Genomic DNA, 12,618 nt, shown 5'->3' on the forward strand with positions numbered 1-12,618 from the left:
GAGAACACCCCGGATAATGAGAGCGTGTCCACCCCGTCGATCTCCGCCCGCGAAGCCGAAGTGCTCGCGCTCCTCGGCGAGCACCTGAGCAACGCCGAGATCGCCGGCCGCCTCTTCATCTCCGTACGCACCGTCGAATCGCACGTCTCCTCCCTCCTGCGCAAGCTGCACCTGCCCGACCGGCGCGCCCTCGCCCGGCACGCCGCCTCCACCGCCTCCGCCCGCCCCGGGAAGGACGCGCCCGCCCTGCCCGCGCCGCTGACCGCTTTCGTCGGCCGCGCGCGGGAGCGCGCCGAGCTGGCCGCCGCGGTACGGGCGGGGCGGCAGGTCACCGCCGTCGGCCCCGGGGGCGTCGGCAAGACCCGCCTCGCCCTCGCCGCGGCCGGCGACCTGGCCGGCGAGTTCGCCGACGGCGTGTGGTTCGCCGACCTCGTCCCGGTCACGGAACCGGCGCGGGTGGGCGCCGCGGTCGCCGCCGCCGTGGGCGTCGGCGAGCAGCCGGGACGCGACGTGGACGACGCCGTACTCGCCGCGCTCGCCGACCACGACGCGCTGCTCGTCCTGGACAACTGCGAGCACGTACGCGAAGGAGTCGCCCCGTTCCTCGAACGGCTGCTCGCCGCCTGCCCCAAGCTGCGCGTGCTCGCCACCAGCAGGGCCCGCCTCCTGGTTCCCTTCGAACGCGCCTTCCCGGTGCCCCCGCTGTCCCGCGACGGCGGCGACGAATCCGACGCCGTGGCCCTGTTCATGGAACGAGCCGCCGCGGTCGGCTGGCCTCCTGGACCGGGCGCCGGCGAGGGCGTCGCGTCCGTCTGCGAACGGCTCGACGGCATGGCGCTGGCCATCGAGCTGGCCGCCGCCCGCTGGGCGACGCTCGGGCTCGACGGCCTGACCGCCGGCCTCGGCGACCAGCTCCGGATCCTCACCGGCGGCGCCCGCGCCGACGACCGCCACCGCTCGGTGCGCGCGGTCCTCGACTGGAGCCACGACCTGCTGCAGCCGGAGGACCAGGTGCTGCTGCGCCGGGTGTCGGTGTGCGTCGCGCCGTTCACCGCCGCGGCGGCCGCCGAGGTCGCCGGGGACGGCCCGAAGGACGCCGCCGGCGTCGCCGACGGCCTCGCCCGGCTCGCCGAGCAGAGCCTCCTCGCCGTCGCCCCGTGCGCGACCGGCACCCGCTACCGGGCCCTGGAGACCATCCGCCGGTACGGCGCCGAGCACCTCGCCGCCGCGGGCGAGGAGACCGCCGTACGCACCCGCCACCTCGGCTGGTGCACCGCCGCCGCCGACGCCCTGACCGGCGCCGGCGGCCCGGACTGGCGTGCCCGGTTCGACGACCTCGCCGAGGACCTGCGGGTCGCGCTCGGCTGGGCCGCCGCCCGGCCGGAGCTGCGCACCGACGCCCTCCGGCTCGCCATGTCGCTGGCCGGGCTGGCGTTCACCCGCACCCTGCTCGGCGAGGCCCAGCAGCGGTACGAGCAGGCCGCCGCCCTCGCCGACGACGCGGGCGCCGCGGTCGCGCTGCGGCACGCCGCGGCAGTGGCCGGCACGCGGCGGCTCGGGGACGACATGTACCGCCTGCACCGCGCCGCCGCCGGGGCCGCCGAGCGCGCGGGGGACGCCGCAGGCGCCGGCCGTGACCTCGCAGAAGCCGCGACCGCCGCGTACCGCTTCTCGACTTCCTTCACCCGGCTCCCCGCCGTCGCCGAGGTCACGGCGATGCTCGCCCGCGCCCGCGACCTGGCCGGCGCCGATCCCCGCGCGGGCGCCGCCGTCGCGCTGGCCGAGGCGGCGGTGGTCAGCGACGCCTACGGCGCTGTGCAGGGCGATGCGGACAACGCCGTGGCGGAGACGATCGAGCGCGTCGAACGGGCCGTCGACCTGGCCCGCCGCGCGGCCGACCCGGTGACGGAATCAGCCGCCCTCGACGCCCTGTCCGGCGCCCTGAGCTGGGCCGGCGACGCCTTCGCCACCGCCGCCGCCACCCGCCGCAGGACCGAGGCGCTGGCGCCCCTGCCGCCCACCCCCGCCGTCACCCACGAGCGGGTGGACGCCCTCGCCATGGCTGCCGGCACCGCGGTCGGTGCCGGGGAACTGGAGCGCGCCCGCGAGTGGGGCAGGGAACTCGCCGCCCACCCGCTGCTCGCGGAAGCCGGCCACCACGCCACCTCCTGGCTGCTCGTCGCCGACGCCTTCGCCGGCCGCGCCGACGAAGCCCTCGCCCACGCCGTCCGCTTCCGCGACTCCTTCGAGCACAGCGGCGGGCAGCAGTCGCTCTCCCTCGCCGCCGGAGCCGCGTCGGTCGCCATGGTCCACGGGCTGCGGAGCGACGACGCCGCCCGCGCCACCTGGCTCGACCTCGCCGCCCGCGCGGACACCACGCCGAACCACCGGCACGGCTACGGCGCGGTCTTCGACGCCACCGCCCTGCTCCACCGCGGCGACGCGCAGGCCGCGCTGGAGCGGGTCGCGCCCGAGCCGGACGAGGTGTGGAAGTGGGTGTGCTGGATCTGGCTGCACTGGTACGTCGCGCTGCGCGCGGAAGCGGCGGTGCTCGCCGGCCACCCGGCCGCCCGCGAGCGGATCGCCGCGGCCCGCGCCGTCGTCGCCGGCCACCCGGTCGCCGCCGCCCAGGTCGACCGCGCCGAGGCGCTGCTCGACGGCGACCTGCGCCGGCTGCCTGCCCTTGCGGGGGCGTTCGCCGCGGCGGGAAGCCCGTACCAGGCGGCCCGTACCCTGCTGCTCGCCGGCGGAGACCACACCGCGACGGGAGAGGCGGCGCTGACCGGCCTCGGTCTCGTACCGAAGGACACCGGCCCGCAGGGCGCCGGACCGAAGGACCCGGAATGAACGACGCCGGACCGGCGAACGCCGCACCGAAGGACGCCGTACCGCCGTCGCAGCACCCGCGCTCCGCTAGCTGACCGCCTGCTTCACCAGCGCCGCGATCCGCGCCTCCACCTCGTCCGTCACCGCGGTCAGCGCGAAGCCCGCCGCCCACATCGTGCCCTCGTCCAGGTTCGCCAGATCGCTGAACCCCAGCGTCGCGTAGCGCGCGTTGAACTTCCCCGCGCTCTGGAAGAAGCAGACGACCTTGCCGTCCCGCGCGTACGCCGGCATGCCGTACCAGGTCTTCGGCGCCAGCTCCGGCGCCGTCGCCGTGACGACCGCGTGGATGCGCTCCGCCATGACCCGGTCCGAGTCGTCCATCTCCGCGATCTTCGCGAGCACGTCCCGCGCCGCCTCCGCCGCCTTGTCCGCCTTCGAACCGCGGCGTGCCGCCTTCTTCTGCTCCCGGGCGTACTCCTTCATCGCGGCCCGCTCCTCGGCCGAGAAACCCTCGTACGTGCTGCCCGTCTCGTTCTTGCCCATGATCACTCCCGTGTTCCCGGCTCCGGCCCGGTCCTGCACCGGTCCGCCCGCCATGCGCACAGCCTCGCTCCGGGGAGCCGCGGAACGCCTCCGTGGCGACCACGGATTCCGTCACGGACGTACGTATCGGTGGCCCACGGTCCCGCCCGGATTGGGCTGGACGGGGGGCAGTTGGGTGTGTCTGCCCGCAATAGGGCGGTGCCGCGACCGGCTTCTCCTACGGTTCTCACGTTCCTCCCCGCTCTGGTGCGTAGCACCGCGAAAGGAGATCCCCGATGTCGATCCGCAAGGCTGCCGCCACCCTGGTGGCCACCGCCGCCCTGACCCTGGGCGCGCTCGCCACGACGCCGTCGCTCGCCGCAGCCGACTCCGAGGGGCAGAAGGCGCAGGCCGCGCCCGTCGCGCAGGCCAACCCCTACCCGTACCGGGGCAAGGTGCTCGGCAACAGCGTGGTCTACAAGCGGGCCAAGCCGACGACGCGCAGCGACATCCTCGGGTGGGCGGACTCCGGGACGATCGTCCGTATCCAGTGCAAGGTCATCGGTCAGAACGTGCTGGGCAACGACAGGTGGTACCGCGTGCCCGTGAGGGGCGGCCACGGCTACATGTCCGCCCGCTACGTGCAGAACCTGGACCAGATTCCCTTCTGCCGGCGGTGACCCCGCCGCGGCTCACCCCCGCCGCCACGCCCGGCCGGTCCCACCGGCCGGGCGTTCGCGTGGGCGGCCGGACAGGGCCTACCCGCCCTGGGCCTCCCCGTCCGCCCGCTGTGCGGGGATGCCGGGGATGTGGTGGGGGTGCGCGCGGCGGTGCCGGAGGGTGCGCAGGTAGGAGCGCGCGGTGGTGCCGCCGGCGCGCGCCGTGCACAGCAGGCGGGTGCTGCGGCGGCGTTGGAAGATGTCGTAGTCGTCGCGGATCAGCTCGGCCAGGACCGTGCGGCCCAGCTCCAGATACTGCCGCGGCAGTTCCTGCCCCGACGGGTGGACGTGGCGGTGCCAGCCGTCCGCGAGCCGGAAGAAGCGCCGGACCCGGTCGGCCTCGAAGCGGACGGCCTCCTTCAGTGACGGGGTCATGCGCTGCCGGGCGGCCGCGGTGGTGAGGTCGTCGCGGCTGAGCCCGTGGCGTTCGAGGTCGGCGAGGGGGAGGTAGACGCGGCCCAGGGCGGCGTCCTCGGCGATGTCGTCGAGGAAGTCGAGCATGTAGACGCCGTAGCCCAGGGCGATGGCCTTCACCGTGGCCTCGTCGTCGACCGGTTCCAGCAGCGTGTTGACCCAGATGCTCATGTCCCCGCTGACGGAGCGCATGTACAGCTCCAGATCCTCGAACGTCGCGTACGTGCTGGTGTCCAGGTCCGTCCGCAGCGTGCGCAGGAAGCGCCGGATCCCCTCCGGATCCATGTCCCAGGTACGCACCGTGTGGGCCAGCGCCCGGCAGATCAGCACGGCTTCCGCGGTCACGGGCCCGGCGCCGGTGGCCGCGGTCGCGGCGGTGCCCCGGTCGATCCGGCGCAGCACCTCGTGCCGCAGCGCGTCGAACCGCTCGGCGCGCTCGTGCATGCCCTGCTCGGTGGTGTCGAGGACGTCGTCCGCGTACCCGCAGAACGCGAGCATCGCGTCGTAGTACGGGCGCTTGCCGGGCGGCAGCAGGAAGCGCGCCACGGGAAACGCCGCGGAGTTGCGGCGCCTCAAGTACCGCCCGCAGGCGGTGTACGCGGCCTCCGCCTCCGCGCCGCGCAGCCCGGCGGCGTTCAGTTCATGAGCGAACACCCTGCACCTCCCCTTCCGCCGGCACCGGGCCGGCCTCGTGCGCCGGGCGGATCAGCGCGTACCCCTGCGACGGCGGCGGGCGCAGGCTCCCGCCGCGGGCGAAGAGCAGCTCCGCCACGGGAATGGGCCGGTGGTAGAAGCACAGCGACGAGGCGACGCCGAACACGTCGGCGGAGCCGAGGAAGAACGGCAGCTCGGCCTCCAAGTACCCCAGGCCCGCCTCGACCTGGCCCGGCGAGGGCTCCGCGCCCCGTAACTGCGAACGCAGTGCGGACGCGCTCATCTCCAGGCAGCAGCGCCGCAGTTCGGCGTCCTCCGCGAGCCCCCGCACCACCTGCGCGCGCAGGCTCCGGTAGGCCGCGTCGCCGGCGAGCCCCGACAGCAGGTGCAGGTGCTCCGCGCCCGGCGCGCCGATCCCCGCCTGCTGCCACGACCGCAGGATCCGGCTGCGCGCGGTGACGGTCTCCCGGGTGGTCTTGCGCTTCGCGTACGCCGCCGGGTGCCCCGCGACCAGCAGGTTGTCGTGATAGGAGGAGTCGGGGACGACGATGTCGATCGTCTCGAAGCGCACGTGCAGCCACCGCAGCAGCCCGCGCAGCACGTCGCCGTTGAAGTAGCTGTTGCCCAGGCTGACTCCGACGACGACGTGCACGCCGGAGTCGAACACCCGGGCGCAGTTCGGTGTCAGGGGCGTGTCGGTGAATTCCACCAGGGACACCTCCGAGAGGTTCCCGCCGGTGACGGGGGCGGAGCCCGGGGCGGGATACGAGGGATGGCGAACCGATCCGGGCGATGGGGGCACCACTAGATCGCTCGTTGATTACCCATAGCGTTTGCACGGACACTGAAAGTGAAAGCGCGTGCACTAAAGCGCCCCCGCGGTACGCCCGCGCCCCCGACTGCGCCGCCGGGATCCGGGGGACGGGGCGCCGCGGCTCAGCCGCCGGGCGTCCCGCCGTCGTTCGCCGCGGCGGCGCGGGCCAGGCCCAGGGCGTACTGCGGCCACCACCGGCCGGCCGGCGGGCCGCCGCGGCAGGTGCCGTCGGAGTCCCCGGGCCGCTTGATCCACAGGTACGCGGCCACGCCCTCGACGCCCGTCCGTGTCGTCGGCGGGCGGCCCAGCGCACGGCCGGGCGGGTTGCACCACGCCTCGTCCGCGCCGCCGCGCAGCGGGCCGTTGCCGTTGCGGCTGGTGTCGATGACGAAGCGGGCGCCGTCGAGCAGTTCGGACAGCCGGCGGCCGTAGCCGATCTCCGATTCGGTGGTCTGGAAGTTGGAGACGTTCAGCGCGAAGCCGTCGGCCCGGTCGACACCGGCGGAGCGCAACGACCGGGCCACGTCGGCCACGTTGGCGATCCAGTTGGAGTGGCCGGCGTCGAGGTAGACCTCGGCCCCCGGGTGCTGCTTCAGCCGCGTGACGGCGTCGGACAGCAGCTCCAGGCGCTCGGCGTGGTACTCCGGCGGCGTGCAGCCCGCAACCATGTGCGCGACGGCGTCGGGCTCCAGGACCACCAGCGCCGGGCCGTCCCCGATGGCGTCCGCGAAGGCGCCGATCCAGGCGCGGTACGCCGCGGCGTCCGCCGCGCCGCCCGCGGAGTGCTGGCCGCAGTCGCGGTGCGGGATGTTGTACGCGACGAGCACCGCCCGGCGCCCTGCTGCCGCCGCGCCCGCGACCGCCCGCTCCACGTCGGGGCGGGGATCGTCCCACCGCGGCCACGTGGCCACGGGGCGCTCCGCGATCTGCTTGAGCAACTCCGCGTCCTCGCCGCGCCCCTGCCGCCGCCACTCCCGCACCTGCCGGGCGGCGGCGGAGTCGGGGTCGACCCACAAGGGTGCGGCGGCGGCCGCCGGCTCCACCCGTCCGCCCGCGGCATCCCGGGCGACGGCCGGGGGCGGGCAGCCGAGGGCGACCCCGAGAAGCACGACGCACACGAGCGTACGGATCCGCGCTGACATTTCTTCCCCTGCGAAATAGGCGCCGAGAAACGGTCGTGATCATGGCATGGACAATCGCCCCCGCGCCGTAACCCGGATTCCCTTCCGCACCCGGACACCCGACCGGGCGAGCACCCTGCACCGGCCGCCGCCCCGCGCCCCGTTCACCCGGACGGGGCACGGCCGCCAGAACCTGTACGGCGGCGCCCACATCACCCCTGAGCTGCGCAGACATGGCAATCCGGGGCGGCCGCGGCCCGTACCGGCGGGGCATGGATATGCACCCCGCCGAATTCACCGCTTTCCTCGAATCAGCAGCAAGTCCCCATCCGCCGCGCCCGGATACCGCGCCCGGCACCGCTACCGGAGGACCCGGCCATGCCCTGCATACCCGTCGCGGCCGACGCCGCGCCCGCCGAGCCGGGGTAAAGCCTCCGTGCGGTACCCGCCGGGCTTGACCCCCTCCGTGGGCAGAGAGCGCCGACAACCGGTGGGTGCCGCACGGAGTTCTCTGCGCCAATGCGGTGACGCGCGCCGTGGCGCGGCCGGACAAGGGCCCGGTTCCTGCATGCGAAAAGTAGGTTATGTAGCTAATCATCCACTATGCGCATGCGAGCGATGGGGCCATGAAGAGACTGACGAAATTCCTTGATCTGCCGCTGGTGCAGCGGTTCCTGGGCAACCGCTTGGCGATCGGTGCCGCGTGCGCGCTCATGGTGGTGACGGGGGTGGCGGCCGCCATGCTGACCACCGGCGGAACAGAACCGGTCAGCGACGCCAAATCGGCCGTACGGGACACCGCGGCCGAGGTCGCCGAGCCCGAGGACCGGTCCGAGGAAGAGTCGGGGGAGCAGGCCGAAGAGGAGGCCGGGGCGCAGTCCGGCCAGGAGCAGGCCGCAGAACCCCGGAGCGGGGGCAGGATTCGGCGAAGCGCGGCGAGCAGCCGCCCGCGCCCTCCGGCGGCGAGCACCACCCGCAGCGCCGCTCCGCCGGCGAAGGACACCGGCTCGCCACCTCGTTCGACAACAGCACGGTCTTCGTCGGCGGCGCCATCGCCCCCGGCACGTACGCGACCCAGGGCTCCGACGGCGAACCGGGCGGGTGCCGGTGGGCGCGGCTGGCCGACAACCGCGGCGAACTGATCCCGATCATCAGCGGCTCCACCTCGGGTCCGACCCAGATCACGGTCCACGACGGCGAATTCGTCCGGAGCACCGGCTGCCAGACCTGGAGCCGCACCGGCTCCAGCGGCTCGCACCACGGCAAGTAGGCGCGCCCCGGGCCCCGTCGCCCGCCGCTTCACCCGGACGCCACGCGCGTACGACCCGGCTGCCACCCCCGCCGCCGCCAGGGTGGAGGCGTACGTGCAGGCGCGTGGAGCGGCGGCGAGGAGTGGTGGCGATGCAGGCGGTGGCGAGAGCGGCGAAGGCGGTGCGGCGGCACCAGGGCAGGGCGGCGGCGCTGGCCGCGGTGCCCGCGGCGGTGGCGCTGCTGGTGTCCGGGGCGGCCGGCCCCGCGCCGGCCTCGGCCGCGGAGGGCGCGGGCCTCGATGTCGTCGCCCGCGAGGCGTACTTCCTGCCGCCTGAGGACGCCGAGCCGGACGACGGGCTCACGTACGACCCGGCGCTCGTGCCCGCGGGAGCCGGCATCGGCGTGGTCGAGGTGGCCCGGCGCGGCACGACGCACGTCCGGCTTGCGCTGACGGGCCTGATTCCCGACCGTACGTACGGCGCACACGTCCACACCCGGCCCTGCGGCGGCAGCCCCGACCAGGCCGGTCCTCACTACCAGAACGAGCGGGACCCCGTGCAGCCGTCCGCCGACCCCGCGTACGCCAACCCGGAGAACGAGGTGTGGCTCGACTTCACCACCGACCTCCGGGGCAACGCCGAAGCCACGGCGCGCCAGGACTGGCGGTTCCGGCCGGGCGAAGCCCGCTCCGTCGTCATCCACGAGCACGCGACGATGACGCACCCGGGCGAGGCCGGCATGGCGGGCACGCGGCTGGCCTGCCTGTCGGTCCCGTTCGAGTAGCGGGGGAGTGGTCTGGGGTGGCCGGTCGTACGCGTACGTCGACGCGTCTCGCGGTGGGCGCGGTGGCGTTCGCGATCCTCGGCGCCGCCGGGGTGGTGGTCTGGCTCTTCGCGCTCCCCCCGAGCCTCGTCCCCGACGCCCTGCGCTCCCACGCGCCGCAGGCCGTCGTCGACAACGCCAAGCCCCCGCCCCTCCAGGTGCAGCAGCGCACGTCGGGCCTCCGCGTGCCGTACCGCGCGCCGGCCTCCGGGCTGCCGCATAGCTCCGGCTTCGCCGCCGGCGGCTCGGCGGACATGCCGGCCCTCGGCGACCTGCTGTACCGGCGCCGGATGGGCGAGTCGTATCCGGTCCCCGCCGGGCTCGCCGGCCCCGGCACCTTCGAGACCGTCCCCGGCCACGACCCGGCCCCGGGTACGGGCCAGGTGGTGCGCTACCGCGTCGACGTCGAGGACGACGTACCCCTGGACGGCCGGATGTTCGCGCGGGCCGTACAGGAAACCCTCAACGACGCGCGGAGCTGGGGCGAGGACGGGCGGCGGACCTTCGAGCGCGTCTCGACCGGGCCCGCCGACTTCGCCGTCACCCTCGCCAGCCCCGGGACGACGGGGGAGTGGTGCGCCATGTCGGGCTTCGACACCACCGTCGACAACGTCTCGTGCGACTCCGCACTGACCGAGCGCGTCCTCATCAACGCCTTCCGCTGGGCCCAGGGCTCGACGACCTACGGCGAGGACATGTTCGGCTACCGCCAGATGCTCATCAACCACGAGGTGGGCCACCGGCTGGGGCACCTGCACGCCTTCTGCGAACGGGACGGGGCGCGGGCCCCCGTGATGATGCAGCAGACGCTGTCCCTCACCACCGACGGCGCGCGGTGCGAGACGAACCCCTGGCCCTACCCGGACCGTGGCTGACCCGCCCCCGCGATCGAGGCACCTCTCTCACCCGTTCAGCGCACCAACGCGTGCGGCCCGGGCATCCCCTCACCCCCGGCCGCTGCGGGCGGACTCCCGGAAACGTGGCTGATCAGCGGTCCCGGCGCGGCGGCTCAAGGCGTCCTGGAGGGCAGTCAGGAGAGCGCTGTTCGAGATGCGGCAGGGCGCCATCTGTTCCCATCCTGGGTGCGGCGGAAAGCCCGTCGAACAGGAATGTGGAGGAGTCCCGCATGGCTCTCCCGCTGGCGGAACGAATAGCGACGGTCGCGCGTCGGCACCCGGAGAACCCCGCACTGTTCTGGCAGGGCCGCCCGGTGTCGTACCGGGACCTGCTGGCGATGGCCCGCACCGCGGAGAAGAGCATCGCCGCGCTCCGCATTCCGGAGGGAAACCCCGTCGCCGTCGTCGCCGCGAAGTCGCCGGAGACCATCGCCGTCCTCCTCGCCTGCATGCACACCGCCAGGCCGGTGCTGGTGCCCGCCGCCGACGTGACGGGCAAGCCACTGGACGGACTCCTCGCCGAAACCGGCGCCCTCGTACTCCCCGACCCGCGCGCCCTCACCGCCGGCACCGCGGGACCGGCCGTCGCCGGAAAGCCCGCCGAGAGCCGGGTGCCCGAGGGCACCGCGCTGATCCTCACGACCTCCGGATCCGCCAGTTTCCCCAAGGCGGTGCCCCTGCCCGCCGCGGCGATCGGCGCCTTCGTGGAGTGGGCCGCGGCGACCTTCCGGATCCGCGCCGGCACGTGCGTACTGAGCTACGCGCCGCTCAACTTCGACCTCAGCCTCTTCGACGTCTGGACCACCCTCTCCCACGGCGGCCAGGTCGCCCTGGTGGCCCAGGACCGCGCCGCCCACCCCGGCCACCTGCGCACGCTGCTGCGGCAGTGCCCGGTGCACGTGGTCCAGGGCGTGCCGATGCTCTTCCAGCTCCTCGCCGCGGCCGAAGGGCACCCCGGCGGCGACGAGTTCACCTCGGTCGCCGAGGTCCTCGTCACCGGCGACTCGCTGTCCCCCGCCGGCCTCGCCGCGCTGCCCGGCCTCTTCCCCCGGGCGCGTTTGCACAATGTCTACGGCTGTACGGAGACCAACGACACCTTCGTCCACGCAATGGACCCCGCCGGCGACATCGGCCGCTACGGCACCGTGCCGATCGGCCGCCCCGTCGAAGGCGTCGCCGCCGACATCGTCACCGACGACGGCACCGTCCTCGAAGGACCGGGGCACGGCGAGCTGATCGTCTCCTCCCCCTTCCAGACCAGCGGCTACCTCGACCCGGCGCAGCGCGCCAAGTCGTTCGTCGGCCATCCCGACGGCGTGACCCCCGGCCCGTACTACCGCACGGGGGACCTCGTGACCCGCCACCCCGACGGCGCGCTCACCCTCGAAGGCCGCAGCGACTTCATCGTCAAGATCCACGGCATCTGCATCAACACCGCCGCCGTCGAAAGCGCGCTGCGCTCCCACCCCGAGGTGGCGGACGCCGTGGTCTTCGCCCTGCCGGACGAGCGGACCGGCAGACGGCTGCACGCCGTCGTGCACCGCGCCGCCGGGTCGATGCTCAACAGCCTGCGGCTGCGCGAACACGTCGCCCCGGAGCTGCCGCGCGCCGGCATCCCGAGCGGTATCGAGTTCGTCGACGCGCCGCTGCCGCGTACCGCCACCGGGAAGATCGACCGGCGCACCGTGGCGAACAGCCTCTGACCGCGGACCCCGTACGAGGAAGGAACACGCATGTCCCGCACCGACGCCACGGACGCCCTCCCGGACGACCTCCGCACCGCCGCGTCGATGGATGCCTTCGGGGCATCCGCCGTTCCGACGTCGAAGGCCGGCTGACCGTGCCCGTCGACGTACTGCCCGCCCTCGCCGCCGGCCGCCCGGTGGACGGGGCGAGCTGGCACGACCTGTGGGAACGGGCCGCGCGCAAGGCACTCCGCCCCGGGGAGGCGGTCGGCGTCGTGGCCTCCCTCTCCACCCGGCTGCCGGACGCGGACTCCGTCGTCGCCCTCCTCGACTCGCTCGACGCCCGGCGCGACCCCCTCCCCGCCCCCTGGCCCGGCACCGTCAACCCCGTCGGCACCGGCGGCGGCCCGGCCACGTTCGACATCCCCACGGCCGCCGCGCTGCTCGCCGCGGCCATGGGCATCCGCGTCGTCAAGACCGGCTCCACCGGCCGCTCCGGCTCCCTCGACGCCCTCGCCGACCTGCGCCCCGCCGGTCCCGGCGAGCCGGCCGAGACGCACCTGCCGGCGCTGCTGCGCGGGGAGGGCCCGGCCGCCGCGCGGGAGACCGTTTGCCTCAACGCCGCCGTCGCCGCCGTCGCCGCCCTCGCCGCGGGCGCGGACCAGAGCCTGGCCGAGGCGTTCCATGCGGCCGAGGACGCGCTGCGTGACGGCGCTGCCGTGGGGCTCGTCGAGCGGCTGCGCGCCCGGCGCGGCACCGGGACGGCAAGGCAGGTGGCCGGTGTCCGCGCCTAGCAACCACCTCACCCACCCACCGCCACCTGCCGCCCCGGCCGGCCAGGACTGCGTCTGCGGCCCCGGACTGAAGGGCGACGAGACCGATTCCCGGGACGGT

At 74.9% G+C, this 12,618-nt stretch carries 11 protein-coding genes; 7 read left to right on the forward strand and 4 right to left on the reverse strand.

Annotated elements, in window-relative coordinates:
• The first annotated feature begins 24 nt into the window (after nt 1-24).
• Complete coding sequence (locus CXR04_RS34045) at nt 25-2,847, forward strand: ATP-binding protein (protein WP_101426028.1); 2,823 nt, start codon at nt 25-27, stop codon at nt 2,845-2,847.
• 66 nt (nt 2,848-2,913) lie between these two features.
• Here the strand turns inward: CXR04_RS34045 and CXR04_RS34050 are convergent, their stop codons facing one another.
• Nucleotides 2,914-3,369, reverse strand: a complete 456-nt coding sequence (locus CXR04_RS34050; protein ID WP_101426747.1) for an iron chaperone — start codon at nt 3,367-3,369, stop codon at nt 2,914-2,916.
• 275 nt (nt 3,370-3,644) lie between these two features.
• Here CXR04_RS34050 and CXR04_RS34055 point away from each other — a divergent pair, with 275 nt between their 5' ends.
• Nucleotides 3,645-4,028 (forward strand): SH3 domain-containing protein, encoded by a 384-nt coding sequence (locus CXR04_RS34055; protein WP_101426029.1) that lies wholly within the window; start codon nt 3,645-3,647, stop codon nt 4,026-4,028.
• A gap of 78 nt (nt 4,029-4,106) precedes the next feature.
• Here CXR04_RS34055 and CXR04_RS34060 read toward each other — a convergent pair whose 3' ends face one another.
• The 3 genes from CXR04_RS34060 to CXR04_RS34070 all read right to left on the reverse strand — a co-directional run bounded on the left by CXR04_RS34060 (nt 4,107) and on the right by CXR04_RS34070 (nt 7,091).
• Nucleotides 4,107-5,135, reverse strand: coding sequence for a phytoene/squalene synthase family protein (locus tag CXR04_RS34060; protein WP_101426030.1), 1,029 nt, complete (start codon nt 5,133-5,135; stop codon nt 4,107-4,109).
• A complete protein-coding gene (locus CXR04_RS34065) occupies nt 5,122-5,844 on the reverse strand; it encodes a tRNA-dependent cyclodipeptide synthase (protein ID WP_234380641.1) in 723 nt (240 codons plus the stop codon). The genes CXR04_RS34060 and CXR04_RS34065 overlap by 14 nt, the downstream gene beginning before the upstream one ends.
• Nucleotides 5,845-6,071: 227 nt before the next feature.
• The gene (locus CXR04_RS34070) at nt 6,072-7,091 is read right to left on the reverse strand and encodes a glycoside hydrolase family 6 protein (RefSeq protein WP_101426032.1); all 1,020 of its coding nucleotides are present in this window, start codon (nt 7,089-7,091) and stop codon (nt 6,072-6,074) included.
• A 605-nt stretch (nt 7,092-7,696) separates the two neighbouring features.
• Here CXR04_RS34070 and CXR04_RS34075 point away from each other — a divergent pair.
• The 5 genes from CXR04_RS34075 (at nt 7,697) to CXR04_RS34095 (ending at nt 12,518) form a co-directional block, all read left to right on the forward strand.
• Complete coding sequence (locus CXR04_RS34075) at nt 7,697-8,212, forward strand: hypothetical protein (RefSeq protein WP_234380643.1); 516 nt, start codon at nt 7,697-7,699, stop codon at nt 8,210-8,212.
• 259 nt (nt 8,213-8,471) lie between these two features.
• Nucleotides 8,472-9,104: a superoxide dismutase family protein gene (locus CXR04_RS34080; protein WP_101426033.1), complete on the forward strand. Its 633-nt coding sequence runs from the start codon at nt 8,472-8,474 to the stop codon at nt 9,102-9,104.
• A gap of 17 nt (nt 9,105-9,121) precedes the next feature.
• The gene (locus CXR04_RS34085; protein ID WP_101426034.1) at nt 9,122-10,018 is read left to right on the forward strand and encodes a DUF3152 domain-containing protein; all 897 of its coding nucleotides are present in this window, start codon (nt 9,122-9,124) and stop codon (nt 10,016-10,018) included.
• Nucleotides 10,019-10,269: 251 nt separating this feature from the next.
• Nucleotides 10,270-11,742 carry an AMP-binding protein gene (locus CXR04_RS34090; RefSeq protein WP_101426035.1) on the forward strand — a complete coding sequence of 491 codons (1,473 nt, stop codon included), beginning with the start codon at nt 10,270-10,272 and terminating at the stop codon, nt 11,740-11,742.
• A 137-nt stretch (nt 11,743-11,879) separates the two neighbouring features.
• Complete coding sequence (locus CXR04_RS34095; RefSeq protein WP_101426036.1) at nt 11,880-12,518, forward strand: hypothetical protein; 639 nt, start codon at nt 11,880-11,882, stop codon at nt 12,516-12,518.
• The last annotated feature ends 100 nt before the right edge of the window (nt 12,519-12,618 follow it).

Origin of the sequence: Streptomyces sp. CMB-StM0423 (assembly GCF_002847285.1) — a bacterium.
GTDB lineage: Bacteria > Actinomycetota > Actinomycetes > Streptomycetales > Streptomycetaceae > Streptomyces.

Coding starts and splice junctions, on each gene's coding strand:
- CXR04_RS34055 (WP_101426029.1), top strand. CDS start 3,645: ATGTCGATCCGCAAGGCTGCCGCCACCCTGGTGGCCACCGCCGCCCTG.
- CXR04_RS34070 (WP_101426032.1), bottom strand. CDS start 7,091: ATGTCAGCGCGGATCCGTACGCTCGTGTGCGTCGTGCTTCTCGGGGTC.
- CXR04_RS34075 (WP_234380643.1), top strand. CDS start 7,697: ATGAAGAGACTGACGAAATTCCTTGATCTGCCGCTGGTGCAGCGGTTC.
- CXR04_RS34050 (WP_101426747.1), bottom strand. CDS start 3,369: ATGGGCAAGAACGAGACGGGCAGCACGTACGAGGGTTTCTCGGCCGAG.
- CXR04_RS34090 (WP_101426035.1), top strand. CDS start 10,270: ATGGCTCTCCCGCTGGCGGAACGAATAGCGACGGTCGCGCGTCGGCAC.
- CXR04_RS34080 (WP_101426033.1), top strand. CDS start 8,472: ATGCAGGCGGTGGCGAGAGCGGCGAAGGCGGTGCGGCGGCACCAGGGC.